Below are 24,514 nucleotides of genomic sequence, written 5' to 3' on the forward strand. Positions count from 1 at the left end.
CGGTCGATGACGGAGCTCGTCGACGCCGACTCCGCCTCGGCGGCCTTCGCCGTCACGCTCGACAACTTCGAGGGCCCCTTCGACCTCCTGCTCTCGTTGATCGCCAAGCACAAGATGGACGTCACCGAGGTGGCGCTCTCCCAGGTGACCGACGAGTTCATTGCCCACGTCAAGGCGGGCGGACCGATCTGGGACCTGGAGCAGACGAGTTCGTTCCTCCTGGTGGCCGCCACCCTGCTCGACCTCAAGGCTGCGCGGCTGCTTCCACGGGGCGACGTCGAGGACGAGGAGGACCTGGCGCTGCTGGAGGCCAGGGACCTGCTGTTCGCCCGGCTGCTGCAGTACAAGGCGTTCAAGCTGGTGGCGGGGGTGTTCGAGAAGCGCCTCGTCGCCGAGGAGCGTCGCCATCCGCGCTCGGTCGGCCTCGATGACCGGTTCGCCATGCTGTTGCCCGAAGTGCTCATCGGGATCGGTCTCGACGAGTTCGCCCGTCTGGCGGCCAGGGCGATGGAGCCCAAGCCGGTCGTCGAGGTGTCGCTGCAGCACATCCACGCGGCCAGGGTGAGTGTGCGCGAACAGGCCGGGATCGTGGTTGACCGCTTGCGACGCACCACCACGTTGACCTTCCGTGCACTGTGCGGTGACTCGCCTGACAAACTGACCACCGTGGCGCGGTTCCTGGCGCTGCTCGAGCTGTTCCGCGAGTCGCTCGTCTCCTTCGACCAGGTCACCCCACTGGGAGAGCTGACGGTGCGGTGGACCGGCGACGACGTGAGTGAGATCGAGATCAACGACGAGTTCGACGGTGCGCCGGTCGAGCCCGACACCGCAGGCCATAGCGGCACGGCCGCCATGGACGTCATGGACGCCATGGACGGACAGGAGGAGGACCGATGACCGAGGAGAGCCTCGAGAGCCCCGCGGTCGAGCTCCGCCCTGCCATCGAAGCGGTGCTGATGGTGGCCGACGAGCCACTCGATGCGGTGGTGCTCGCCTCGGCGGTGCGGCATCCCGTCGAGGACGTGGAGGCTGCGTTGGCGCAGTTGGCGGCCGAGTACGCCGAGCAGGGGCGCGGGTTCGAGCTGCGCAACGTCGCCGGCGGATGGCGGTACTACAGTCGCGACGAGTACGCCGACGTCGTGGAGGGATTCGTCCTGGACGGTCGCCAGTCGCGCCTCACCCAGGCAGCTCTCGAGACCTTGGCCGTGGTGGCCTACAAGCAGCCGGTCTCGCGCGCCCGGGTCTCGGCGATCCGCGGTGTCAACGTCGACGGTGTGATGCGTACGCTTCTCGCGCGTGGGTTGGTGGAGACGGCCGGGTCGGACGAGTCATCCGGCGCGCACCTCTACCGCACCACCGGCTACTTCCTGGAGCGCATCGGCATCACCGGCATCGATGACCTCCCTGAGCTGGCGCCCTATCTGCCGGACATGGAGGATCTCGAGGACGAGCTCACCGCCATGGCCGGCTCCGCCACTCCTTCTCCCGACGAGGATCCCTCCGCCGGGCCAGCACCTGAAACCACCGACAGCGGGACCCCACCTGATGAACACCCCTGAAGAACGCCGCCAGATCGTCACGGAGGCCGACGGCCAGATCCGGCTGCAGAAGCTGCTCGCGCAGTCCGGTGTCGCCTCGCGCCGCAAGTGCGAGGAGCTCATGCTGGGCGGGCTCGTGGAGGTCGACGGGGAGATCGTCACCCGTCTGGGCACGAAGGTGGACCCCACGACCGCGGTGATCCGCGTCGACGGCGAACGGTTGCCCCCGATTTCGGCCCACGTCTACCTGGTCCTCAACAAGCCGCGGGGAGTGGTTTCGACCATGTCGGACCCCGAGGGACGGCGCAGCCTGGGTGACCTGGTCGCGGGACGGGCTGAGCGCCTCTTCCACGTCGGACGCCTGGACACCGACACCACCGGGTTGATCCTGCTCACCAACGACGGAGACTTCGCCCACAAGATGGCGCACCCGTCGTTCGAGGTCGAGAAGACCTACGTGGCCGAGGTGGAGGGCGAGGTCTTCCCCGCCACGCTCAAGAAGTTGCGCGCCGGGGTCGAGCTGGACGACGGCCCCGTGAAAGTCTCCAGCATCAAGGTCGTGGAGTCGGGCCGCGGCAACGCCGCGGGCCGCACCATCGTGCGACTGGTCATCCATGAGGGACGCAACCGGATCGTGCGCCGCATGCTGGCCCATGTCGGTCACCCGGTGCTGCGCCTGACGAGGACCAGATTCGGGCCCGTCGACCTCGGGCGGTTGCCGGCAGGGGAGATGCGTGAGCTCACCACCAAGGAGCTCGGTGTGCTCCTGGACAGCGTGAAGTTGTGACCGACGAGAAGACAGCCGCCCTGGTCGGGCCGATCGGCATCATCGGGACGGGCCTCCTGGGCACCTCGATCGCCCTGGCGTGTCGCCGGGCCGGACTCGACGTGTTCCTCAGTGACACCTCGCCGGAGAACGTACGCACAGCCTCGGGTCTCGGAGCCGGGCGCGCCCAGCAGCCGGGGGAGGTCGCCCAGTTGGTCGTGGTGGCGGTGCCGCCCGATCATCTCGGTCCGGTCATCGCGGCCGTCCTCGATGCAACCGCGGGGACCGAGACGGTCGTGACCGACGTCGGCTCGGTGAAGTCGGGCCCGCTGGCGGTCGTCGCCCAGCACCCCGACGTACGCCGCTACGTGGGCAGCCACCCGATGGCGGGGAGTGAGCGGTCGGGTCCGCTGGCGAGCCATGAGGCGCTGTTCGAGGGGCGCCCGTGGGCGATCACCCCGCACCCGGAGTCGGACGTGGATGCGGTCGAGCTGGTCGAGGAGCTGGTGCGCCTCACCGGCGCCGTGCCCGTGTGGTTGACCCCTTCGGAGCACGACAAGGCGGTGGCGCGCACCTCGCACGTCCCGCACCTGATGGCGGCGTTGACCGCCGGCCGCCTGGCTGATGCCCCGCCGAACCATTTGGCGCTGTCGGGCCAGGGCGTACGCGACGTGACCCGCGTGGCTGGAGGCGAACCGGCCCTGTACGGCCAGATCGTCGCCGCCAACGCGGAGGCTGTCCTGGACCTGCTGGGGGAGATCCGCGAGCAGTTGGACCGCGCCATCTCCGCGATCGGGTCGGGTGACCGGGACTCCCTCGAGGGGCTCCTGGCGAGGGGGACGGCCGGAGCGGCAGCGATCCCGGGCAAGCACGGTGGGCCCACGCGTCCGATGCGCTCGGTCTGGGTCTCCGTGCCTGACCACGTCGGTGAGCTGGCCCGACTCTTCGCGGACTCGGTCGCGAGTGAGGTCAGCATCGAGGACATCCGGATCGACCACGACCCGAATCGCCCCGTGGGGCTGGTCGAGCTGGTGGTCGAGGAACCGCGCGCCGACCACCTGCTCGACGCTCTTGAGTCCCGCGGTTGGACCACGCACCGGTAGGCTCATCGCCCGTGAGCACCTCAGAGAAGTCCGCAGCGAACACCTCGGCGAAGGCGGCCCACCGCCAGATCGTCATCGCCCTCGACGGCCCGTCCGGGTCGGGCAAGTCCAGCACCTCGCGAGGAGTCGCGACGAGGCTCGGCCTGCGATACCTGGACACCGGCGCGATGTTCCGTGCGATGACCTGGGCGATGCTGGAATCCGGCGTCGACGTGCTGGACGGCGCAGCGGTGGCGGCGCACGCCGGGGTGCCCCAGATCGAGTCGGGCACAGATCCGCAGGCGCCAACCATCCACGTGGACGGCACGGACGTCGGTGAGGCGATCCGGGGGGAGGCGGTGACCGGCGCCGTGAGCCCGGTCAGCGCGGTGCCCGAGGTGCGTACGCGCCTGCTGGAGCTGCAGCGAGCCATCATCGGCGAGGGCGGCATCGTCGTGGAAGGCCGCGACATCGGCTCCGTGGTTGCCCCTGACGCCCAGGTGAAGCTCTACCTGACCGCCGATGCCGGCGCTCGCGCTGCGCGTCGGTCCTTGGAGGAGGGTGGCTCGGACGTCGCAGCGACCGAGGCATCCCTGTTGGCCCGCGACGCCATCGACTCCAGCCGCACGACCGCACCGCTGACGATGCCTGACGGTGCCACCCACATCGACACCACGCCGTACACCTTGGAGCAGGTCATCGACCAGGTGCTCTCGCTCGTCGAAGCAGCCTCTGCACAGGACTGAGTGCCCTGCTCCGCGGCCCACCTGGGGACACGGAGTTGGCAGGTGGTGGCGAGGAGCGGACGCCTCGTTGCCGTGGTTTGCGCCGAACGCTGGCAGACTGGGCCCACATGTGGCTTCGGCGACGGGAACAGTGAGTCCTGCAACGACGTTGCTCAAGGAGCGGTTGCGCGGTTGAAAGCCTCGCGCACGCCCCTGGGAGCGACCTGTCGGGATCCGTCCCGGCGGCCGAGTCCGACGATGAGACCCAGAGCGGGTTCGTGAAGTGAGGAACACCCATGACCGAGTTCACCGACGTGGACGCCCCCGTCGGCCCCACGCCCATCCTGGCGGTGGTCGGACGTCCCAACGTGGGCAAGTCGACCCTGGTCAACCGCATCATCGGTCGGCGTGAAGCTGTGGTCGAGGACCGTCCGGGCGTGACCCGTGACCGTGTCTCCTACGACGCCAACTGGAACGGTCGCGCGTTCACCGTGGTCGACACCGGTGGATGGAACCCGGACGCCACCGGGCTCGCCGAGCAGATCGCCGGTCAGGCCGAGATCGCCGTCAGCCTCGCGGACGCCGTGCTCTTCGTCGTCGACGCCATGGTCGGCATCACGGACGCCGACGCTGCGGTCGTGAAGATCCTGCGCAAGTCGGGCAAGCCAGTCGTGCTGGCCGCCAACAAGGTCGACGACCTGCGGACCGAGACCGAGGCGTACGCGCTGTGGAACCTCGGCCTGGGTGAGCCCTTCCCGATCTCGGCGCTGCACGGCCGGGGGAGCGGTGACCTGCTGGACGCCTGTCTCGAGGCCCTGCCCGAGACCCCTGAGCACGACTTCGAGGCGACCGGCGGGCCGCGACGCATCGCCATCGTCGGCAAGCCGAACGTCGGCAAGTCCTCCCTGCTCAACCAGTTGGCCGGGGAGAACAGGGTGGTCGTCGACAACGTCGCCGGCACCACGGTCGACCCGGTCGACGAGTTGATCGAGCTGGGGGGCCAGACCTGGCGCTTCATCGACACCGCTGGCATCCGTAAGCGCATCAAGGAAGCCTCCGGCCACGAGTACTACGCCTCGCTGCGTACGACGACGGCCATCGACCGCGCCGAGGTGGCCGTCCTGGTCATCGACGGTGGTCAGTCGATCTCCGAGCAGGACCTGCGCATCATCCAGACCGTCCGTGACGCTGGTCGCGCCATGGTCATCGCCTTCAACAAGTGGGACCTGGTCGACGACGAGCGTCGCTACTACCTGGAGCGCGAGATCGAGCGCGACCTGGTGCAGGTGCAGTGGGCTCCGAGGATCAACGTGACAGCCAGGACCGGTTGGCACATTGACCGCCTGGTGCCCGCCCTCGAGAAGGCTCTGGAGGGATGGGAGACGCGCGTCGGCACGGGCGCCCTCAACAACTTCCTCGGTCGTCTGGTCGCCGAGCACCCGCACCCGGTGCGCGGCGGCAAGCAGGCGAAGATCCTCTTCGGCACCCAGCCGTCGACGTCGCCGCCCACGTTCGTGCTCTTCACCAGCGGCAAGCTGGAGGCCTCCTACGAGCGGTTCATCGAGCGTCGCCTGCGTGAGACGTTCGGCTTCGTCGGGACTCCGATCGTGCTGCAGCAGCGGGTGCGCGAGAAGCGCAAGCGCTGAGGCGGACGCCCCGAGTGCGCGACTCAGCGCGGGCTGCGCTAAGGTTTCCTCGCTTGCACATGACATGTTCAGCGCAAGTGTTCGGGCTGTAGCGCAGCTTGGTAGCGCACCTGACTGGGGGTCAGGGGGTCGCAGGTTCAAATCCTGTCAGCCCGACCGAAGAACTGCCTCTGACCAGCGGAAACGCTGGGCAGAGGCAGTTCTCATTTGACTCAGGGCCGCGTGGGCCGGTCAGGTGGGCTGGTTGATGATGAACGCGGGGCTCAGCCCGATGTTGATCCGCCCGCCGGTGTCGGTTGCACCCGAGGTGCCCACACTGAACCGGGTTTCGTGGCGGATGGTCGGGTAGACGTCGGGGGTGCCTCTCCACGTCTCATCGGCCTGAGGGGTTGGGAGCAGAGTGGCGGTGAAGGTCACGGGGAAACTCTCTCCCGCGCGCAACTCCTGGGTGAGGGTGAAGTTGTGCAGCTCCAGGTCGGCGTCCGTGGAGGTAGTCCGCAGGAGCGGCTCGAAGGTCGTGGCCTCTTCAGTGTGGCTGACCCCGATGCTGGTCACGGTGAACGCATCCCAGAAGGCACCGAGGGCGAGACCGATCGTGAAGACCCCGCCTGCGGGTAGAGCATCTGGACCGTCGTTCCCGAAGACGGTGTCGAAGGTGTGCACCGGGCTGGGGATTCCTGCGTAGATGGGGTCGCCGTCGAACGTCATGCCGTTGTCCGGCTCTCGAGGCAACGAGATGCTCGACCACAGATCGACCTCCGCCGCGCCTGAGCCGGCGTAGGCCGGCGCCGCGCTCGCCACGGTGACGGCAGGGATCGTCCAGGCGGCGGCGCGCAGGACGCTGCGACGGTGGGGAGAAGGGTGGATCGCGGGCATGAAGGAGGACCTCTCGACAGTGGCTGGTGCCACGTCCCGAGGTGGCTTGCGACGACCCGGGGGCATGGAAGGCCGACCTGATTTGAGTCGGCGTTGGTCAGGCTAGGCCGTGAGGAAGATGAAATCTCAGGTACTCATGGGTAGGGGAGTCCGACTGCACGGCCGTTCATGCGATCACGCGTGCAGCACAACGCCGTGCCGCTACCGCGTGCCGCGGTCGGAGTACGCTGTCTCCCATGCCGGCCACGCCCCCTCGCAACGGTGCCGGTGAGTTCGCCTTGGTCATGGGCATCGTGGCGGCCGTCTTCTCGTTCTTCCCGATCATCGGGGAATTCGTGGCCGCACCTGCGTCTGCCCTGGCCATCATTTTTGGTTCTGTTGGAATCAGCCGGGTCGAGCGCGGTCTGGCCACCAATCCGGGCCCGGCTTGGCTGGGGATCGGTCTCGGTGTGGCTGCGGGCCTCATGACTCTGCTGGTCTTCGCGGCGACCTCCGCCGGTGCGTCATAGAGCGTCCATCAATCTTGATCACCTCCGCGCCACACCGACACCAGAGGTAGGGGTTCCCCCGACGCGGAGGCTCCAGTAGTTTCTTGGGGGTGAACATGCTCAGACGTGCCCGCATCTTCTCGTTCGCCATGGCGATCGGCGCCAGCACGGGCCTCGTGGCCCTGGGGCCAGCCGCCGCGCCCGTAGAGGGAGCCGCCGCGGCCAAGGCCCGGGTGGAACGCACGATCAAGGACAAGGCGATCACCGAATCGAGCGGTCTGGCGCGGTCGACGTACTCGCGTCCGCTGCTCTTCACGCACAACGATTCAGGCGACTCAGCACGCGTCTTCGCAGTCGACAGTGCTGGCAGGACCCGGGCGGTGCTGAGGCTGAAGGGTGCCTCCGCGATCGATTGGGAGGACATCGCTGCTGGCCCCAAGCACTCGCTGTGGGTCGGAGACATCGGCGACAACCGGCGCGCTCGCAAGCAGATCGCCGTCTACCGTTTCACCGAGCCCAAGCAACTCCCGCGCGGTGGACGCACCGTCAAGGTGGCGACGAAGAAGTACACCTTCAGATACCCGGACAGGGCTCGGGACGCGGAGGCGTTGCTCGTCCATCCGAACACCGGGCGACTCTTCATCGTGACCAAGTCGGCCCGTGGGAGCGCCGGGATCTACCGCGCGCCGAAGAAGCTCTCGACCAAGTCCACGAACAAGCTGACCAGGATCGCCGCCGCGCCGGACAAGATCACTGCCGGGACGTTCTCCCCCGACGGCAGGACCCGCGTCCTGGGGAGTTACACCACGGCGTACACGTACCGGGGGCTCACCGGCCGGCCAGCCGTGATGGCCCTTCCGAAGCGCCGCCAGGGGGAGTCCCTGGAGGTCGCCCGCGACGGCACCAAGATCCTGCTGGGCAGCGAGGGCGAGAAGAGCCCCGTCCTCCAGATCGCCATGACCAAGCCCAAGAAGTAGCGGCCACAGACCGCCCGCTTGACCACTCAGGCGGTCCGACGGGGTCTCAGACGGTGGGCACCACGACCGTGGTGACGACCTCCGTCAGCGCGGGGCGCCGCGGAGCTGAGCTGAAGCCGAACCGACAGGGTGGGTCGACCGGCGCCAGGGCACCCAGAGCCACGCCGTCGAACTGCCCGGAGACCGAGGTGATGCGGTGCGTGTCGGTGGCCCCGTAGACCTCGAGACGGCCACCACCGGCACTGCCACGGGTGCGGACGCCGCGGACCGTCAGACGAGAGACCGGATCGGTGACCCTGGACCACGCCGGGGCAACGGCGATCCGCCTGGGCACCATCCTCAACAGCGCACCCAGAGGAGTTCGATGCCCGATGCCGATGGTCAACGTGAGGGATGGTGTCTCGACGAACCAGCGTCCCCCTGAGCCTTCGGGCCACACGTCTGCCACGTGCACCGGCTCGATCCTGACCTCGTCGAACGTGTACGTGCTTGCCACGAACTCCGCGACCTCCGACGTGGGGGCGAGCAGAACACGGTGGCCCGAGGCCGTCTCGAGCATCACGTCGGAGAACGCGCCGAAGGGCGACGAGTCCCAACGCCCGACGACAGCCCGCAGCCCGCCGGAGCTGCCGACGCCAGCGATGTGTCCGTCGAAGCGCAGGCGCGACCCGTTCATCATCCTGACAACCTAGTCGGCGGGCCTGTGCGCGCCCGACCACTGCTGGGGTGAAACCCCTCAGCCCAGTGGGGTGTCGACCACACCGATGAACCGGTTGCCGACGCCCGGATACTCCGCACGCACCTCGTCGAGAGCCGGAGCCGGCAACTCGGAGGGCTCGTGGTGGTCGCAACAGACGTAGGTGAAGGTCGGCCACCACTTCTTCGGCCTGGCCTTTTCGGTGGTCCCGCAGACGTTGCACACCAGCTCGACCCACACCGGCTTCTTGCCGGTCCGGTTGGCGCGGGACTGGAGCAGCCACGGGGGCGGGTTCTCCTCGATCTCAGCCAACTGGGCTTCGGTGAGGGTAGTGGGCAGTCCGTGCCGGGTGGCCATCTCCAAGGGGATGTCCAGACGTTGGGCGGCTTCGCGGCGGGTGATCATCACGCTCAACGGTATCCAACGTCTCCGCCCCTCCACAGCGGCGGCTCACCCTCCTGAGTGCTCCTCCAGGGTGGGGCACCAGGAGCAAGGACTGACTTCGCCCTTGAGCCGCTTCTCGAACGGTTGGCCGTTGGCCAGGATGCCCTTCACGACCAGGTACCCATACACGGGGCTGCCGTCGCTGGCGTACGTGCCGGGCACGAGGTCCATGCTGGTGAGGCGTGCCGTGTTGGGAGTCACACGGAGTCCGTGCAGATCGTCGGGTTGTCCCTCGTGGGCGGTGAGGGTGTATGACCTGGCGGCCGGCCCGAGGCCGCCGATCATGAGAACAGTCGTCGCGGACGGCCTGCCACGGTTGTCAACGTACGCGAGGCCTCCGACGGCGAACAGCATGTCGCCGCCCCTGAAGGTGCCCGGCGAGACGACGCCCGAGAATCCGAATGACGACAGGACGAATCCGCCGCCGTCGGCGATCAGGACGCTGTCGATGAAGAGGTCTGAGTTGACGAGCTCGACATCACGCGCGGGCCCCGGCTTCTTGGCGACGTCAGCGACGGTGAACGTGAGCCTCTCGCCGTCTCGGGTGGCGGTGAGGAGCTCGACGACGATGGTGTCGGTCAGGTTGTCGGCCGTCAGAGCGGCATTCGGGGCGTTGTCGGGCTTGCCGCCATCCAGGCTGTCGCCGTCCCGCTCCCACCCGAACGTGTCGAGCACGTCTGCAGTCGTGCTGGTGCCAGCATCATGAGCTGGTCGGTCGGAGAACCACGTCATCGTCTCGACGTCCTCCATGACGAGGGTGCCTTTGCCTGCCTTGTCGAGCGTCAAGGTCGCGTTCTTGGCCCGGGCAATGAAGAGGAGGTCGACGCCGGCCTCGGGCTTGGTGAGGATCTGCTCCACCGTGGTCGGAGCTGAGTCTTCCTGCGGCGGTGACGCTTCGGGGGTCGGAGAACACCCCGCGAGCATCAGGAGGGTCATGCACACGGCCGCAGCCGCCGCAGTTCTGGTTCGCATGGCGTCACTGTGCCCCACCAGCTCCACTGCGGTAGGCAAGTTGCGCAGATGGGTCAGCGCACGGCGACCAGGACGCCGATCTTGTCGATGCGGTGCTCCGGGTTGTCGAACTCGTCGGACCAGTAGTTGCCGACGGCGCGATCCTCAGGCGTGGCGCAGGTGGACAGGGTGATCATGGCGCGGGTGGCTTCCTGGTTGGGACGCCCGGGGACGGCGGCGCGCTGGGCGCGCAGCGAGGCTGGTGACCGGAAGGACGTCTTGCGGGTGTCGGTGATGCGGTAGACGTAGGTGGCGTCCTCGGTGCGTACGAAGACCCGGTCGCCTCGTTCCAGCTCGGGTAGCTCGAGGAAGGCACGCGTGGAGGACAGCCGGTGGGCGGTCACCTGGTAGTTGCCGATCCCGCCCGGGCCGGTGCCTCCGCGCGGACCGTGGGGGCTGGCTGCGCGGCCGTCGTTCTGGATCTCGGTGCCGGGAGCGTCGTCGGTCCATCCGCGGTAGGGGACGACTTCGAGGTCGGTGACCCCGATCGCGGGGATGGAGAGCTCACCGAGCATGGGTTCGCCGTCGGAGGAGAGCGGCGCGGCTTCGGTGGCGCTCGGTGCAGGGGTGCTCGGTGACGGGGTGCTCGGTGCTGTCGGAGTCGCCGGTGCCTTGGTGGACGCGGGGGACTCGGTGGCTCGCTCCCCGGTGTCGTCGGCCGGGGCGGCGCAGGAGCTGAGCGCGAGGGCCCCGAGTGCGGCATAGGTGGCGGCGAGGGTTCGTACGGGTGTCGGGTTCATGGTTCCGTCTCGGGCGAGTCGAGGCCGGTGGGGCCGGCGCGGTGCTCGAAGGTCGCGACATGCAGACCACTTCCCGGGCCCGCCACACCGACGCTACAACCCAGCCCCGCATCGCCGAGCGGCTCCAGGACCGGGAGGGAAGCGGGTCGAACGGGGCAGGCCGCGGACGCCGCAGACAGCTGCGCCTGGTTGCGGGTCGGTCCTCTCCCCAGTGCCCATCACCTAGGCTCAAGGAGTGAGGGTCGGGTATCCGCAGCCGAGCGCCGCGCAATTGAGGCTGGGCCTGCATGGGCTGGTGGCGGCACTCGCTGTCGTGGTGTGGCTGCGAGCCTTCACCGGCGAGGGTGGGGCAGCGTCGACCTCGCTGCTGGTGGTCCTCTTCCTGGTCGTGTACGCCGTCCGCTCGCGCGTGACGTCGGCCGTCCTGCGGCTCACCCTCCTGCTCGGCCTGGTTGCCGTGTGGGCGGGACTCGTGTTCGTCGGGGCAGACGCGGCGTACGTGTCACTCGGCTTGTTCTTGGTCTTCCTGACTGAGTTGGCGTTGGTCCCGGCGTTGCTCGCCATCGTCACGATGACCGCGTGTGACGTGGCCGTACGGCTGGTGGATGGCGGGGGCGCGGAAGAGTTCCTCGCGCCGGCTCTGGGGGCAGGGGTCTCGGTGATGTTCGGGCTGGGCTATCGCGTGCTCTTCGACGCCACGAACTCCCAGAGGACCCTCATCGAGGAGTTGCAGCGCACCCGGGCCGAGCTCGTGGAGTCGGAGCGCGCTGCTGGGCAGGCCGGCGAGAGACAGCGGCTTGCCCGCGAGATCCACGACACCGTCGCCCAAGGACTGAGCAGCATCCAACTCCTGTTGCACGCAGCCGAGGCCGAGGCGCAGGCGCAACCGGAGCAGGCCAGGAGGCGCGTGGTACTGGCCCGCGAGACGGCCGCGACGAGTCTGCGCGAGGCACGACGGATGGTCGCCGAGCTCTCCCCTGCAGACCTGGCGGACTCGTCCTTGGGCGCGGCGCTGGGACGGGTCTGTGATCGCGCGGTGCCCGACGTCCGGTACCTGTGCCACGGCGATCCTGCCCAGGTGCCGATGCCCGTGGAGGCGGCCTTGGTGCGGATCGCGCAGTCCGCCTTGGCCAATGTCGAGCAACACGCCGGGCCCGGAGCCCGCGCGGTCGTCACGTTGAGCTGGAGTGATGACCGCGTGAGCCTGGACGTCGTCGACGACGGGCAGGGTTTCGACACCAGCGTGTTGGAGTCGTCCACACCGACCTTCGGGCTCGACACGATCCAGAGCCGGGTGGCTGACCTGGGCGGTGACTTCACTGTGGAGTCCGAGCCCGGGCGTACCGCCCTGGCGGTCTCCTTCAGACTTCCGCTCGAGGTGACGAAGTGATTCGCCTCCTCATCGCTGACGACCACGCCATCGTGCGCGCTGGTCTGCGTGCGCTGTTGGAGCAGCATCGTGGCGACGTGGAGGTCGTGGGCGAGGCAGCCACGGTGGACGAGGCCGTCCAGTTGAGCCGCGCTCTGCATCCTGACGTCGTGCTCATGGACCTTCGCTTTGCCCGTGACGCTCGCACCGGGGTCGATGCCACGCGCGAGATCCGCAGTCTCCACCCGCCGTCCTATGTCCTGGTGGTGACCAACTACGACACCGACAGCGAGATCCTGCGTGCGGTGGAGGCCGGAGCCAGTGGCTACCTGCTCAAGGACGCCCCACCCGCGGAGCTCTGGTCGGCCGTGCAGTCCGCGGCGAGTGGCGCCATCGCGCTGTCGCCGAAGATTGCATCGAGACTCCTCACCAAGGTCGCACCGGCAGTTCCAGCACTGACGCCTCGGGAGGTCGAAGTGATCTCGGCGGTGGCGACCGGCCAGTCCAACCGTGACGTTGCCAGGTCGCTGTTCCTCAGCGAGGCGACCGTGAAGTCGCACCTGGTGCAGATCTTCACCAAACTGGATGTGAAGTCCCGGACCGCGGCTGTGGCGCGCGCCCGGGAACGAGGGCTGCTGTCTGGTGGTGGCTGAGCCGCTCGCGCGCTGGCCGTACACCCGGGACGGTCGCTCTCTCCATCGAAAGTTGGAGATGGGTGTAGCGAATTGATCGATGTGGTCACGCCACCCAGCAGGTTGACTCAAAGGTGTGAAATCAAGCCTGCAGGGTCCGTCCCGCATCAGCCGTCGTACGGCATGGCTCGTACTGATCGCCTGGGTGTTCGCGATCGGCGCACTGACGTCGATGGCCCCCACCTTGGACTCGGTGAAGACCAATGACAACGACGATCCACCTGCCGACTCCATGTCCATGCGGGCAGCGGCGCTGGTCAAGAAGGAGTTCGGCGCGGACTCGGCACCGCCCGCGATCATCGTGGTTCGATCGGACTCTGCCGCCACCACGAGGGACGCCACTGCCCAGATCGTGAGCGAGATCAAGGGCGCACGCCTCCCGGCGGTCATCCGGGTCGCGGACTCCTCGACCGCGCCCAGTGACGCGGGTCTGGTGAACGAGGACCGCACCGCCGAATCGGTGATCGTGGCGCTGACGGGCAGCCCAGGTGAGGACGACTACCGCGACACCGTCGCGGCTCTGCGTGACATCACCGCCGACGCTGCCGAGGGCACCGTCGAGGCAGCGGTGACAGGCCCGGCCGGCATCGTCGTCGACGCCGTCAAGGTCTTCGGCGGCAGCGACAAGGTCCTGTTGTTCGGCACGATCGGGCTCGTCGTGCTGCTGCTCTTCGCGATCTACCGATCACCCGTGCTGGTCGTGGTCGCGCTGGTCGGAGTGGGCTTCGCCATGCGGTTGGCCGAAGGCGCCGGCGCGCTTCTCGCCGACGCGGGACTGATGCAGATCAGTGGCCAGACCTCGTCGATCATGACGGTCCTGCTCTTCGGGGTCGGGACCGACTATGCGCTGATCGTCTTCGCCAGGTTCCGCGAAGCGATGGCCGACCATGCCGATCCGACGGTGGCTGTGGCCAGCGCCATGCGTGCAGTGGCCGGCGCCCTGGCGGCCAGCGTCTCGACCATCGTCGCCGCGGTGTTGGCGCTTCTCGCAGCGGTGACACCCACCCTGCACGACTTCGGGCCCTACCTCGCCCTGGGCGTTGCCTCCATGGCTGCAGTCGCCTTCACCCTCACTCCGGCCCTGCTGGTCCTCAGCGGCCGCTTCGCCTTTTGGCCGCGCCAGGCCCCCAGCACCCAGGAAGCCCTCTCGAGTTCGCGGATCTGGAACCGGGTGGCCGACCTGGTGACCGGTGCCCCGCGCAGGGTGCTGGCCGGTGCCCTTGCTGCGCTGGTGGTGATGTCCGCGGGCCTCGTCGGGGTCCAACAGTCCTTCGACCTGGTCAGTGGCTTCCGCATCGACACCGAGTCCGCCGCCGGGCAGGAGATGCTCGGCCAGTCCTTCGGGCCGGGGACCATCGCACCCAGCCAAGTGCTCGTCCGTGCGGAGTCACCGCTCGATGAAGAACAGGTCGGGAGCATTGCCGGAGCCCTCGAGTCGGCCCCCGACGTCGATCGGCTCGGGTCAGTTCGGTCCTCGGCAGACGGCCGGACCGTGGCGTTCGACGTCGTTCTCGACACCAATCCGTACAGCCCTCAGGCCATGGACTCGCTCCCCGGCCTGACTGACGCCGCGAGTCAGGGGGCCCGCCGAGGAGAGGTCGACCGGCCCCAGGTGCTGGTGGGCGGAGAGACCTCTGCCGCTGCCGACACCCGCGCAGCCCTGGACCGGGACCTCGTGGTCGTCGGACTCCTGATGCTGCTTGCCGTCTCAGTGATCCTGGGCCTCGTACTGCGGTCACTGCTCGCTCCTGTGTACCTCGCGGTTACCTTGGTGCTGTCGTACGCCGCCACCATGGGCCTGACGACCTTCCTCACCATCACGGTGGGAGGAGACCTCGGCATCGGCAACCGCGTCGCGGTCTACGTCCTGGTCTTCCTGGTCGCACTGGGCGTGGACTACACGATCTTCATGATGACCCGGTACCGCCAGGAGCTGGCCCGCAGCGTGCCGGTGGACGCCCTGCGCACCTCCATCGTCCGAACCGGAGGCGTGATCTCGTCGGCCGGCGTGATCCTGGCCGGCACCTTCGCTGTCCTGATGACCCAGCCGATCCGAGAGCTGTACCAGTTCGGACTGGCCATGGCCATCGGCATCCTGCTCGACACCTTCCTCGTGCGACCACTCCTGGTGCCGGTCTGCATCCGTCTCCTGGGGCGACACGCCCTGTGGCCCACGCGACCAAACCCACTCCCTGACCAATCAGTCCTGACCTCCTAGGAGAAACCCGTGCTCACCCTGCTCTACCGCTCCGCCGCCATCTGGACCGCTCTCGGCCTGGCCAGCGGTCTCTACTACCGCGAGTTCACCAAGGCCAACGGCGTCAGCGGCGGCACCCAACTCGCCGTGACCCACACCCACGCCCTGGCGTTGGGGACCTTGACGCTCCTGGTGCTCCTGGCCCTGACCGCCGCCCTGGACATCGCTGACCGACGCTTCCGCTGGGGCGTCATCGTCTGGCAGATCGGCCTGGGCCTCACCTTCGGTGCCATGCTCGTCAAGGGAAGCCTTCAGGTCCTCGAGCGCAACGCCGCCGACTCGCCTGCTCTGGCTGGCATCGCAGGGCTCGGCCACATCACCCTCACCGGGGCATTCATCCTGCTGTTCCTTGGGTTGGGTGCGGCAGTGTCCGAGCGGAACCGTGCCGTTGAAGACCGCCCGGTCGCTGTCCCGAGCGCATCGGCGTGAGCCAGACCAGGCTCGGTGCGACTCCGAGCAGCCTCACAGCGCGGCACGGAAGTGAATCCGGAGGTCGTCCCCGTCGCGCTGGACGTGGGCGTCCACGCCGTACACCCGGCCGATGAGCTCCCGGGTGAGCACCTCCGCTGGCCACCCGCCTGCCACCACCCGTCCCGCGTCGAGCACGAAGACCCGATCACAGTGCGCGGCGGCGAGGTTGAGGTCGTGCAGCGCCACCACGGAGGTCACCGGCATCCGGGTGATGAGCGCCATCAGCGACAACTGGTGTCGTACGTCGAGGTGGTTGGTGGGCTCGTCCAGCAGCAGGATCTCGGGCTCCTGCGCCAACGCCCTGGCGATCTGGGCACGCTGACGCTCACCGCCGGAGAGGGTCAGGTACGACTGGTCGAGCCGGTCCGCGATCTCGGTGAGCTCCGCGGACCTCTGCACCACGTCGCGATCGTGGGCCGACGTCGGCGCCCAGGGTTGGCGCCGGGGGATACGGCCCAGCTCGATGACATCGCGTACGAGCAGGTCGAGGTCGCTGCTGACCTCCTGCTCCACCACGGCGAGCCGTCGCGCTCGCTCCCGCTTCGGCATCGAGGCCAGCGGGATCGCTCCCAGCGTCACGTGTCCTTCGTCGGGCGTACGCACTCCGGCCAGCACGCGCAGGAGGGTCGACTTGCCGGAGCCGTTGGGCCCCAGCAGCCCGACGGTCTCGCCGGGCTGCACGGTCAACGACACGCGGTCGATGATCAGGCGTCTGCGCGCGGACCACACGACGCGGTCGACGGTGAGCGCCGGGGTCAGGGAGGTGACGGGAGGGCTGGTCTGCATGACGGTCATCGGTGACGGTTCCTCAACAGGATGAGAGCGAAGGCGGGGACCCCGATGAGTGCGGTGGCCACACCCACCGGGAGCTCCTGGGGGTCGAGCAGGGTGCGGGCCGCGGTGTCAACCCAGACCAGGAAGACGGCGCCGATCAGCGCCGACGTGGGCAGGAGGAGACGGTGTCCCACCCCCACCAAAGCCCGTGCCAGATGAGGCAGCACGAGCCCGACGAAGCCGATCGCCCCCGAGACGCTGACGATCACGGCGGTCATCAGCGCGGTCAGCACGAGCAGCAGCGCGCGAGTGAGCGCGACGTTGATTCCCAGGGTGGCCGCGGCGTCGCTGCCGAACGCGAACGCGTCTAACCAGGACGCGGTCGAGAAGCAGACCACCAGACCGGCCAGCACCACGCTCCCGCAGACGGCCACGTCGCCCCACGACGCGGCCGACAGGGAGCCCAACAACCAGAAGAGCACTCCGCGGGTCTGCTCTGCGTCCGCGGCGGTAAAGACGATGAACGAGGTCAGCGCCGAGAAGAGTTGGGTGGCCGCGATCCCGGCCAGCACCAACCGGTCCGTCGTACCTCCCGAGAGCGACGCCAACACCATCACCAGGGCGAAGGAGGCCAGTGCCCCGAGGAAGGCGCCGGTGGAGAGACCCAGCGTGCCCCCGCCGACCCCGAGCACCACGATCGAGACGGCTCCGGTGGAGGCGCCCGACGAGATCCCCAGCACGAACGGGTCTGCCAACGGGTTGCGCAACATGGACTGCAGGATCACCCCACAGATGGCCAACCCGGCGCCACAGATGCCGGCCAGCAGGGTCCGCGGCAGACGCAGGTCCCACACGATGCCCTGCTGGATCAGGGTCAGGTCGCTTGGCCCCAGACCGAGACGGTCACCCACCACACCGAAGACGTCCGCGGTGGAGAGGTCGGAAGGGCCGACCGTGATCGCCCCCGCCACCGACAGCAGCACCACGACGGGTGCTGCTGTCAGGAGGAGACCGGCCCGGGTCAGTGCGAGCCGGCGGCTCGTCACTGCGTGAGACCAAGCTCGGTGAGCTGCTCGGCGACGTTCTCCATGGCGTACACGGTGCGGAGTGAGGGGTTGAGCTCGGCGCCGGAGAGCAGCACGAAGCGCTCGTTCTTCACCGCATCCATCTGGGAGGTCACCGGGTTCTGCTGCAGGAACTCGATCTTCGCAGCACCCGTCTCCGCGGTCTGACTCTTCCGGGTCAGGTCACCGAGCACGAGGACGTCGGGGTTGCGGTCGGCGACCGTCTCCCAGTTGATCTGCGGCCATTCCTCGGTGGTGTCGTCGAAGACGTTCTTGATGCCGAGCGAGCGGCTGATGATCCCGGGGCCGCCGCAGCAGCCGGCCAGGTAGGGGGACTCTGCGTTGGCGAACCAGAAGAGCGCTGAGACGCCGGCATCGTCGGCGCTCTCCTCCGCGCGGGCCATCCGCCGCTTCAGGTCAGCCACGAGCTCGTCCCCGCGCTCGGGGACCCCGAAGATCTGGGAGAGCTCCGTGATCTCCTGGTAGATGGTCTCGATCTCGAGGGCCTCTCCACGCTCACCGTCCCCGTCACCCTCGTTGTCCTTGAGGCACTCGGCGGGGGAGAGGTACGACCCGACACCGAGGCTCGCCATGGCCTCCGGGGTGGTCACTCCACCTTCGTCGAACATGTTGGAGAACGACGCCGACACGAAGTCGGGGTTCGTGCCGAGGAGCACCTCGGTGGAGGGCGACTGGTCGGCCAGGCGGGGGACGCCCTCGTTGGCCTCGGCCAGCGGCTCCAGCACCGGGTCCGTCCAAGCGGCCGTACCGACCATGCGGTCCTCGAGGCCGAGGGAGAGCAGGATCTCGGTCGAGCCCTGGTTGAGGGAGACGGCCCGCTGTGGGGGTGCCTCCACGGTCAGCTCGCGACCGCAGTTGGTGAGGGTGAGCGGAAAGCCCTCAGCGGCCTTCGTGCTCGCGGCGGGGGCGTCGTCCGAGCCCTTGGCGGAGCACGCGGCCAGGGTGAGGACGAGGGCGAGCCCGACGCCTGCCGAGAGCATTCGGGGACGACGAGGAGGGGTGGCGAAATTCGACACGGTGGTCCTTCGGTGGGTCCCGGGCTTCTACGCGTGGCCCGTCGTGACCTGCAGCGAACACTGCGAGGGCCAGCAGGTCTTCGGACTCGGGATCAACCGGAGCGAGGCGCCTTCCCAGACCCGAAGGTCCAGTGGCGTGTGCCTCGTCCGTCACCCATACCGCTGCGCGTCAGTCCCGGATTCTCACCGGGTTCCCGTGCCGGGAGCAGGCTCCCAACGGCTGGCGCGCAACAAACTAGCCCACTTGGGGAGCCGGCGCGAGTGGGGGTGACGCCCTGCGGGCCCCCACGCGAAGTTGCCCGAGGGCGCGGTACGCTCCCCGCAGCCAGTCGTACTCCGCCATCACGGAGTCAGGGAATCCGGTGCAATCCCGGAACTGACGCGCAGCGGTAAGGGGACGGGAAGAACACGCCGGCAACGGCAGCCACTGGGCCCACGGGCCTGGGAAGGCGTTCTCTCCCGGTTGATCCGAGTCCGAAGACCTGCTGGCCCTGACGACACCCGTCGTCGGGTCACGAGGGTCCCGCGTACGGGCCCGGACTCCGAACAAGGTGATGATTCCGGTGAACCGGATCCGACCAGACCGCTGCCCCGGCGCGCTGCGCCCCTGGCCAGCTGACGACGGCCTCCTCGTACGTCTGCGCCTGCCCGGCGGCAGACTGCGCGGCGAGCAACTCTCGGCCCTGCTGCACGTGGCCGAGCAGTACGGCGACGGCCGCGTGCACGTGACCAGCCGCACCAACCTGCAGGTCCGTGGGATGCCTGCCGACCCGGGCACCGAGCAACTCACCGACGAGGTCCTCCTGGCCATCGAAGGCACTGGGCTGCTGCCCAGTCGCGCCCACGACCTGGCCCGCAACATCATGGCCTCGCCTCAGACCGGACTGGCCGGTGGTCGCGCCGACCTGAGGCCGGTGATCCGGGCGCTGGACGTTGGCCTGTGCAGCGACGCTGACCTCGCACACCTGCCGGGGCGCTTCCTCCTCGTGCTCGACGACGGACGAGGTGACCTGGTCGAGCGCAGCTGCGACCTGGGACTGGTGGCCCTCTGCGCGGAGTCGGTCCAGTTGCGGATCGGGAAGGGATGGGGCCCGGTGGTGCTACTCGAGGGGGTGCATCACCACCTGTTGGAGCTCGCTCGTCGTTTCCTCACCCTGCGACCGGCAGGCCCGGAGGCCCCGTGGCACGTGAGTGAGCTGACGACGACGCTCCTTCCGCCGCATCAAGCCGCCGCGGGGCTACCCGCCCCGGTGCCCGCGCTGCCGTACGGGCGCGTGCCGGGCGGGCACCACGTGCCGGTGCCTCCGGAAGGGCTCGACCGTCCCGCGGTGGAGCGTCTGCGCACCGCTGCCCCCGAACTTGTCGTCACGCCGTGGCGTGGCGTGCTCATCCCCGAGGAGACCCGATGAAGACCACGTCCGTCCAGCCGCGGCGCCCGCAGCGTCACTACGCGTACGTGGACCGAGGCCCGGCGATCTACCTCGACTCCTTCGCCATGATCCGGCGCGAGGCGGACCTGTCCCGGGTGCCCGCCACCGCCGAGAAGTTGGCGGTCCGGATGATCCACGGCAGCGGCCAGGTCGACCTGGCCCGCGATCTCGTCATCGATCCGCGCCTCGTGCCGGCCGCACGCGCGGCGCTCGATGCCGGCGCCCCGATCCTCTGCGACGCCACCATGGTGGTGAAGGGCGTGACCCGCAGCAGGTTGCCCCGGGACAACGAGGTGCTGTGCACCCTCAACGACCCCCGGGTCCCCGGCCTGGCCCAGGAGTGGGGGACCACACGTACGGCAGCGGCTGTCTCGTTGTGGGAGCCGCACCTCGAAGGTGCGGTGGTCGCGATCGGCAACGCGCCGACCGCACTTTTCCACCTCCTCGAGATGCTCGTCGACGGCGCTCCCCGCCCCGCCGCCATCGTCGGGTGTCCCGTCGGCTTCATCGGCGCCGCCGAGTCCAAGCTGGCGCTGGAGGAGTTCGCCGCCTCCTACGGGATCGACGTCCCGTTCGTCACCGTCCGCGGTCGCCGGGGTGGGTCCGCGATGACCTCCTCGGCTCTCAACGCACTGGCCCAGGAGCAGGAATGAGCACCGTCACGACGACCACCACCGGCCACTTCGCGGGAGTGGGAGTCGGGCCCGGCGACCCGGAGCTCATCACCCTCAAGGCAGCACGCCTCATCGAGCAGGCCCACGTGGTCGCCTATCACTGCGCACGAGGCAAGGAGTCCAACGCGCGCCGCATCGCCGCCGGGCTCTTCCCCGCAGGGGTCGTCGAGGAACGCCTCATCTACCCCGTGACCACGGGCAGCACCGACCACCCCGGGGGTTACACCGGCGTGCTCGCCGAGTTCTACGCGGAGTCGGCGGCGCGCCTCGCCGTCCACCTCGATGCCGGGCGCAACGTCGTGCTGCTCTCCGAGGGTGACCCGCTCTTCTACGGCTCGTACATGTACATGCACGACCGATTGGCCGAGCGCTATCCCACCCAGATCGTCCCGGGGGTCCCGGCGTTCCTGGCGGCCACCGCGGCCACCGCCACCCCGCTGGTGCGCCAGACCGACGTGCTCACCGTCCTGCCCGGCACCCTGCCGGAGCCGGAGCTCGCGCGGCGCCTTGCCGACACCGACGGCGCCATCATCATGAAGCTGGGGCGTACGTTCCCCGCGGTGCGCCGTGCGCTCGCAGCCGCGGGGCGCCTCGACCACGCTTTGTACGTGGAGCGGGCCTCCATGCCGGAGGAGCGCTGGTTGCCGGTCGCCGACGTCGACGAGACGTCGGTGCCGTACTTCTCCCTCATCGTCGTCACCGGGGACAGCCTCAACGGTCGGCGCTCCCGCGACACCGAGGAAGCCGTCGGAGCACCTGTTGCCGCCGTGGCGTCGGCGGAGCTCCTGGTGGTGGGTCTCGGGCCGGGACCGGATGCCTGGCTCACCCCCGAGGTCAGCGCGGCGCTCGCAGACGTCGACCACGTCGTCGGGTACGCCCCGTACGTCAACCGGGTCCCGCAGCGTCGGGGGCTGACCAGGCACGCGTCGGGCAACACCGTCGAGATCGACCGCGCCGCCTTCGCGCTCGACCTGGCCGGGCGCGGCGAGAAGGTCGCCGTCGTGTCCGGAGGTGACGCGGGGGTGTTCGGGATGGCGGCCGCCGTCTTCGAGGCAGCCGAAGACCCGGCGTACGCCGATGTCGCGATCCGGGTGCTGCCCGGCGTGAGCGCGGTGCAGGCCGTGTCCGCCCGCGCGGGCGCCCCGGTGGGTGCGGACTTCGCGGTGATGAGTCTTTCGGACCGACTCAAGCCGTGGGAGGTGGTGGAGCAGCGGCTGCGGGCCGTCGCCCAGGCGGACCTCGTGCTGGCGATCTACAACCCCGCCTCCCGCAGCCGGACCGAGCAGGTCGCGACTGCCCGGCAGGTGCTTCTGGAGCACAAGTGCCCGGAGACGGTGGTGGTCGTGGGACGGGATGTTGGACGGGCCGAGGAGTCGTTGACGGTGACGACGCTGGGCGAGCTGGACCCGGCCACGATCGACATGAAGTGCCTGCTCATCGTGGGTGCCTCGTCGACCCGGGCGACACCGGCCGGTGTCTGGACCCCGCGGTACGTCCGATGACCGTGCACTTCGTGGGGGCCGGGCCGGGGGCGGCTGACCTGCTGACGGTCCGGGCGATACGGCTGTTGGCGTCTGCTGACGTGGTCCTCTACCCGGGCACCTACCTGGACCCCGACGTGCTGGCCCACTGTGGCCCGCAGGCGACGCTGGTCGACACCCAAGCTCTGGACCTCGACCAGATCACCGCGCACCTGGTCGACGGGTCCCGTGCCGGCCAGGAGGTCGTACGGCTCACCTCCGGCGACCCTTCTCTCTACTCGGCGTTGCACGAACAGACGAAGCGCCTGGATGCAGCGGGTGTCAGCTGGCAGGTGACGCCCGGGGTGCCGGCGTACGCAGCTGCAGCGGCACGCATCGGCAACGAGCTGACCGTGCCGCTGGTCGCGCAGTCGGTGGTGCTCACGCGTACGCAGGCCCGTTCGACACCGATGGGGGCGGGGGAGTCGTTGACCGACTTCGCCGCCACCGGAGCCACGCTGGTCCTACACCTGGCGATCACCCGGACTCGGGCGCTCATGGAGGAGCTGGAGCCGGTCGTCGGAGGCGACTGTCCGGTGGTGGTCGTGTACCGCGCCAGTCAGCCTGGAGAATTGGTCCTGCGAGGGACAGTCGACACGATCGCGGCCCGGGTGGAGGAGGCTGGGCTGCGTCAGGCCGCGGTGGTGTTGGTCGGGCGGGCGCTCGCTGAGTCGGGGGAGCGTGCGGGCGGTGAGTCCTACCTGTACAGCTCGGAGCGGGATCGGCGGGTCAAGGGGTTGGGGGAGCAGGCGGCGGGTGCTGTGCAAGCGGGTCATACCCGCATGGACGAGTGACTAGTCCTTAATCCGCTGAACGAGCGCGATGATCAAGACTGTGGAGGACGGACCCACGAGTCCCGTGAACCAGTCCAGACGGGTCATTGAGGTGTCACTTGAAAGACTGATACTGAGGCCGACGAGTTGGGTTACAAGACCGATCAGCAGAATGACGGTCAGAATCCTCCTGGTAGTCATCAACTCACCTCTCTCCAGTTGTGTGTGCGCGCAGTGAGGTGGTCCCTCCCGTGGGCGCAACGACTTCGCCACCTAAGCCATGCTGACATGCCCGATCGGTGGCAGATCCGTGTGTCCGACATGCGGGGAGCGAGGCGGAGGTTCGGGACTGCTGCACGGATAGGAGCATCACTGTCACATGATCGTGCGGAGACGGGCTTGCCCCAGCCTCCCAACGCCAACGCGCCGAGTTCCTGGGCCCGCTGCTCTAGTCCAGCGCCGGACTTAACGCCTTCGCTGTCGACAACGCTGGCAGGCGGTGAAGTGACGCATCTGGATTGGAATGCGTAGCGATTGGTCACTTCTTTCTGTACACGCCCGCTCCCGCAAGGTGGGCTAAAACTGACGCCATCTCTGCGTGGCCCTGAGGAGAGAGCAAATTGAGCTGGGACAATCCAACGATGAATGCGAACATCCCCTCGGAGGCGCTTGGGCGACACCGCGAGCGTCTGGCAGCGTTCACCCTTCGCGCCCGCCGCGTCGAAGCACACTCGTTGCTGGCCGATGTTTCCCGCTTTAACGAGTGGGCACAGGGAACGACCCATATCGGCCCGGTGGACGGCACCATGCACATGACCCAAGACGTACCGCCCGAGGAGGCCTTCGAGTCGCTCGCATCGCGCTGCCGCCCTTTTCTGCTCACTGGTGAACCCATCCACTGGCAGGCCGTTCTGGGCTCGCTTCGTGCCTTTCTCAAAGAAGATCCACTGTTCGGGCCAGCAATAGACAGCCTCCGCGATTCCTGGGCAACAGCTGTGGCACCGGCCGCCGAGACGGGCTTCGCCCTCATACGACCCGACGAGGTGGAGAGGCAAGCAGTCTGGTTCGCCACCCTCGCCGACTCCTGGCTCTACGGCGATCTCGTCCATGCAGACCCTGTCGCACGGGAAAAGGCCGCCGGACACACACTTAACAGTCGCTATAGCGCCGCGGTGCTCCTATACGGACAAGTGGCGCTGCACGTCGTGGCGACGTTGAATCTGATCCGCCAGGCGCGCACGCGAGGATTGATTGACCTTGCGCCCGAGGCGCTCTCGGAACCCGTCACGGCGAAGGTCCCGATGCAGTTTCCTCTGGTTGGCTTCGTCCAGGCCGACGCCGGCACACCGATGCAGGACATGCTGGACGCCATCGACCGGGCAGCGGGCCCGCTGAGCGACGGGACATAGCACTGAATTAGGTCGGTGGACGATGCACGCTTGTTCGGTGACGTGTCCTGATCG

The 24,514-nt window shown here is 68.6% G+C and carries 24 protein-coding genes, 1 tRNA gene, 1 pseudogene and 2 riboswitches; of the genes and pseudogenes, 18 read left to right on the forward strand and 8 right to left on the reverse strand.

Annotation, left to right across the window (positions count from 1 at the left end):
* The first annotated feature begins 6 nt into the window (after positions 1-6).
* The 7 genes from DNK52_RS11940 (at position 7) to DNK52_RS11970 (ending at position 5,913) form a co-directional block, all read left to right on the forward strand.
* Positions 7-897, forward strand: a complete 891-nt coding sequence (locus DNK52_RS11940) for a segregation and condensation protein A (RefSeq protein WP_110241254.1) — start codon at positions 7-9, stop codon at positions 895-897.
* Complete coding sequence (gene scpB, locus DNK52_RS11945; protein ID WP_110241255.1) at positions 894-1,559, forward strand: SMC-Scp complex subunit ScpB; 666 nt, start codon at positions 894-896, stop codon at positions 1,557-1,559. The genes DNK52_RS11940 and scpB overlap by 4 nt, the downstream gene beginning before the upstream one ends.
* Complete coding sequence (locus DNK52_RS11950; RefSeq protein ID WP_110241256.1) at positions 1,546-2,325, forward strand: pseudouridine synthase; 780 nt, start codon at positions 1,546-1,548, stop codon at positions 2,323-2,325. Before scpB ends, DNK52_RS11950 begins: the two co-directional genes overlap by 14 nt.
* Positions 2,322-3,407 (forward strand): prephenate dehydrogenase, encoded by a 1,086-nt coding sequence (locus DNK52_RS11955; protein WP_110241257.1) that lies wholly within the window; start codon positions 2,322-2,324, stop codon positions 3,405-3,407. The genes DNK52_RS11950 and DNK52_RS11955 overlap by 4 nt, the downstream gene beginning before the upstream one ends.
* Positions 3,408-3,418: 11 nt before the next feature.
* Positions 3,419-4,132: a (d)CMP kinase gene (gene cmk, locus DNK52_RS11960; protein WP_110241258.1), complete on the forward strand. Its 714-nt coding sequence runs from the start codon at positions 3,419-3,421 to the stop codon at positions 4,130-4,132.
* Between the two features lie 275 nt (positions 4,133-4,407).
* Positions 4,408-5,757: a ribosome biogenesis GTPase Der gene (gene der, locus DNK52_RS11965; protein WP_110241259.1), complete on the forward strand. Its 1,350-nt coding sequence runs from the start codon at positions 4,408-4,410 to the stop codon at positions 5,755-5,757.
* A gap of 82 nt (positions 5,758-5,839) precedes the next feature.
* Positions 5,840-5,913 (forward strand) — tRNA-Pro (locus tag DNK52_RS11970).
* Between the two features lie 75 nt (positions 5,914-5,988).
* Here the strand turns inward: DNK52_RS11970 and DNK52_RS11975 are convergent.
* A complete protein-coding gene (locus DNK52_RS11975; RefSeq protein ID WP_110241260.1) occupies positions 5,989-6,633 on the reverse strand; it encodes a hypothetical protein in 645 nt (214 codons plus the stop codon).
* A gap of 236 nt (positions 6,634-6,869) precedes the next feature.
* On the opposite strand from DNK52_RS11975, the gene DNK52_RS11980 reads away from it, so the two are divergent.
* Together DNK52_RS11980 and DNK52_RS11985 are read left to right on the forward strand one after the other, a co-directional pair.
* Positions 6,870-7,142 (forward strand): hypothetical protein, encoded by a 273-nt coding sequence (locus tag DNK52_RS11980; protein ID WP_110241261.1) that lies wholly within the window; start codon positions 6,870-6,872, stop codon positions 7,140-7,142.
* Positions 7,143-7,231: 89 nt separating this feature from the next.
* Positions 7,232-8,098, forward strand: a complete 867-nt coding sequence (locus DNK52_RS11985) for a hypothetical protein (RefSeq protein ID WP_110241262.1) — start codon at positions 7,232-7,234, stop codon at positions 8,096-8,098.
* Positions 8,099-8,144: 46 nt separating this feature from the next.
* Here DNK52_RS11985 and DNK52_RS11990 read toward each other — a convergent pair whose 3' ends face one another.
* The 4 genes from DNK52_RS11990 to DNK52_RS12005 are packed head-to-tail and all read right to left on the reverse strand — an operon-like array spanning position 8,145 to position 10,990.
* Positions 8,145-8,777 carry a hypothetical protein gene (locus tag DNK52_RS11990; RefSeq protein WP_239455534.1) on the reverse strand — a complete coding sequence of 211 codons (633 nt, stop codon included), beginning with the start codon at positions 8,775-8,777 and terminating at the stop codon, positions 8,145-8,147.
* Positions 8,778-8,834: 57 nt separating this feature from the next.
* Positions 8,835-9,200 carry a hypothetical protein gene (locus DNK52_RS11995; protein ID WP_110241264.1) on the reverse strand — a complete coding sequence of 122 codons (366 nt, stop codon included), beginning with the start codon at positions 9,198-9,200 and terminating at the stop codon, positions 8,835-8,837.
* A gap of 45 nt (positions 9,201-9,245) precedes the next feature.
* Positions 9,246-10,211: a hypothetical protein gene (locus DNK52_RS12000; RefSeq protein ID WP_162598754.1), complete on the reverse strand. Its 966-nt coding sequence runs from the start codon at positions 10,209-10,211 to the stop codon at positions 9,246-9,248.
* 53 nt (positions 10,212-10,264) lie between these two features.
* Positions 10,265-10,990 carry a sortase domain-containing protein gene (locus DNK52_RS12005; RefSeq protein ID WP_204163518.1) on the reverse strand — a complete coding sequence of 242 codons (726 nt, stop codon included), beginning with the start codon at positions 10,988-10,990 and terminating at the stop codon, positions 10,265-10,267.
* 235 nt (positions 10,991-11,225) lie between these two features.
* Here DNK52_RS12005 and DNK52_RS12010 point away from each other — a divergent pair, with 235 nt between their 5' ends.
* The 4 genes from DNK52_RS12010 to DNK52_RS12025 all read left to right on the forward strand — a co-directional run bounded on the left by DNK52_RS12010 (position 11,226) and on the right by DNK52_RS12025 (position 15,737).
* Positions 11,226-12,380: a sensor histidine kinase gene (locus DNK52_RS12010; RefSeq protein WP_110241266.1), complete on the forward strand. Its 1,155-nt coding sequence runs from the start codon at positions 11,226-11,228 to the stop codon at positions 12,378-12,380.
* Positions 12,377-13,012, forward strand: coding sequence for a response regulator transcription factor (locus tag DNK52_RS12015; protein ID WP_110241267.1), 636 nt, complete (start codon positions 12,377-12,379; stop codon positions 13,010-13,012). The genes DNK52_RS12010 and DNK52_RS12015 overlap by 4 nt, the downstream gene beginning before the upstream one ends.
* Before the next feature lie 115 nt (positions 13,013-13,127).
* Entirely contained in the window at positions 13,128-15,269 is a 2,142-nt protein-coding gene (locus DNK52_RS12020) for an MMPL family transporter (RefSeq protein WP_204163519.1), read from the forward strand.
* A gap of 9 nt (positions 15,270-15,278) precedes the next feature.
* Positions 15,279-15,737, forward strand: coding sequence for a DUF2871 family protein (locus tag DNK52_RS12025; RefSeq protein WP_110241268.1), 459 nt, complete (start codon positions 15,279-15,281; stop codon positions 15,735-15,737).
* Positions 15,738-15,770: 33 nt separating this feature from the next.
* Here DNK52_RS12025 and DNK52_RS12030 read toward each other — a convergent pair.
* The 3 genes and pseudogenes from DNK52_RS12030 to DNK52_RS12040 all read right to left on the reverse strand — a co-directional run.
* Positions 15,771-16,490, reverse strand: a pseudogene (locus tag DNK52_RS12030) (ABC transporter ATP-binding protein); the annotation flags it as partial.
* A gap of 80 nt (positions 16,491-16,570) precedes the next feature.
* Entirely contained in the window at positions 16,571-17,599 is a 1,029-nt protein-coding gene (locus tag DNK52_RS12035) for a FecCD family ABC transporter permease (protein ID WP_110241270.1), read from the reverse strand.
* Positions 17,596-18,654, reverse strand: a complete 1,059-nt coding sequence (locus DNK52_RS12040; RefSeq protein WP_239455535.1) for an ABC transporter substrate-binding protein — start codon at positions 18,652-18,654, stop codon at positions 17,596-17,598. The genes DNK52_RS12035 and DNK52_RS12040 overlap by 4 nt, the downstream gene beginning before the upstream one ends.
* A 54-nt stretch (positions 18,655-18,708) precedes the next feature.
* A riboswitch (cobalamin riboswitch) is annotated at positions 18,709-18,894 on the reverse strand.
* Positions 18,895-18,963: 69 nt separating this feature from the next.
* Positions 18,964-19,158, forward strand: a riboswitch (cobalamin riboswitch).
* Positions 19,159-19,208: 50 nt separating this feature from the next.
* Between DNK52_RS12040 and DNK52_RS12045 the strand changes: the two genes are divergently transcribed.
* From DNK52_RS12045 to DNK52_RS12070, 5 genes are all read left to right on the forward strand, one after another.
* Positions 19,209-20,063, forward strand: a complete 855-nt coding sequence (locus DNK52_RS12045) for a nitrite reductase (RefSeq protein WP_110241607.1) — start codon at positions 19,209-19,211, stop codon at positions 20,061-20,063.
* Positions 20,060-20,737 carry a precorrin-8X methylmutase gene (locus DNK52_RS12050; protein WP_110241272.1) on the forward strand — a complete coding sequence of 226 codons (678 nt, stop codon included), beginning with the start codon at positions 20,060-20,062 and terminating at the stop codon, positions 20,735-20,737. Before DNK52_RS12045 ends, DNK52_RS12050 begins: the two co-directional genes overlap by 4 nt.
* The gene (locus tag DNK52_RS12055) at positions 20,734-22,260 is read left to right on the forward strand and encodes a precorrin-2 C(20)-methyltransferase (RefSeq protein WP_110241273.1); all 1,527 of its coding nucleotides are present in this window, start codon (positions 20,734-20,736) and stop codon (positions 22,258-22,260) included. Before DNK52_RS12050 ends, DNK52_RS12055 begins: the two co-directional genes overlap by 4 nt.
* The gene (locus DNK52_RS12060) at positions 22,257-23,072 is read left to right on the forward strand and encodes a cobalt-precorrin-4/precorrin-4 C(11)-methyltransferase (protein WP_110241274.1); all 816 of its coding nucleotides are present in this window, start codon (positions 22,257-22,259) and stop codon (positions 23,070-23,072) included. Before DNK52_RS12055 ends, DNK52_RS12060 begins: the two co-directional genes overlap by 4 nt.
* A 620-nt stretch (positions 23,073-23,692) precedes the next feature.
* A complete protein-coding gene (locus DNK52_RS12070; RefSeq protein ID WP_110241276.1) occupies positions 23,693-24,460 on the forward strand; it encodes a hypothetical protein in 768 nt (255 codons plus the stop codon).
* The last annotated feature ends 54 nt before the right edge of the window (positions 24,461-24,514 follow it).

Origin of the sequence: Nocardioides gilvus (assembly GCF_003194605.1) — a bacterium.
GTDB classification, from domain to species: domain Bacteria; phylum Actinomycetota; class Actinomycetes; order Propionibacteriales; family Nocardioidaceae; genus Nocardioides; species Nocardioides gilvus.

Bases quoted from the DNA above. Each gene is read 5' to 3' on its own strand.
- DNK52_RS11940 (WP_110241254.1), top strand. From the start codon at position 7: ATGACGGAGCTCGTCGACGCCGACTCCGCCTCGGCGGCCTTCGCCGTC.
- scpB (WP_110241255.1), top strand. From the start codon at position 894: ATGACCGAGGAGAGCCTCGAGAGCCCCGCGGTCGAGCTCCGCCCTGCC.
- DNK52_RS11950 (WP_110241256.1), top strand. From the start codon at position 1,546: ATGAACACCCCTGAAGAACGCCGCCAGATCGTCACGGAGGCCGACGGC.
- der (WP_110241259.1), top strand. From the start codon at position 4,408: ATGACCGAGTTCACCGACGTGGACGCCCCCGTCGGCCCCACGCCCATC.
- DNK52_RS11975 (WP_110241260.1), bottom strand. From the start codon at position 6,633: ATGCCCGCGATCCACCCTTCTCCCCACCGTCGCAGCGTCCTGCGCGCC.
- DNK52_RS11980 (WP_110241261.1), top strand. From the start codon at position 6,870: ATGCCGGCCACGCCCCCTCGCAACGGTGCCGGTGAGTTCGCCTTGGTC.
- DNK52_RS11990 (WP_239455534.1), bottom strand. From the start codon at position 8,777: ATGATGAACGGGTCGCGCCTGCGCTTCGACGGACACATCGCTGGCGTC.
- DNK52_RS11995 (WP_110241264.1), bottom strand. From the start codon at position 9,200: ATGATCACCCGCCGCGAAGCCGCCCAACGTCTGGACATCCCCTTGGAG.
- DNK52_RS12000 (WP_162598754.1), bottom strand. From the start codon at position 10,211: ATGCGAACCAGAACTGCGGCGGCTGCGGCCGTGTGCATGACCCTCCTG.
- DNK52_RS12005 (WP_204163518.1), bottom strand. From the start codon at position 10,990: ATGAACCCGACACCCGTACGAACCCTCGCCGCCACCTATGCCGCACTC.
- DNK52_RS12045 (WP_110241607.1), top strand. From the start codon at position 19,209: ATGATTCCGGTGAACCGGATCCGACCAGACCGCTGCCCCGGCGCGCTG.
- DNK52_RS12050 (WP_110241272.1), top strand. From the start codon at position 20,060: ATGAAGACCACGTCCGTCCAGCCGCGGCGCCCGCAGCGTCACTACGCG.
- DNK52_RS12055 (WP_110241273.1), top strand. From the start codon at position 20,734: ATGAGCACCGTCACGACGACCACCACCGGCCACTTCGCGGGAGTGGGA.
- DNK52_RS12060 (WP_110241274.1), top strand. From the start codon at position 22,257: ATGACCGTGCACTTCGTGGGGGCCGGGCCGGGGGCGGCTGACCTGCTG.
- DNK52_RS12070 (WP_110241276.1), top strand. From the start codon at position 23,693: ATGAATGCGAACATCCCCTCGGAGGCGCTTGGGCGACACCGCGAGCGT.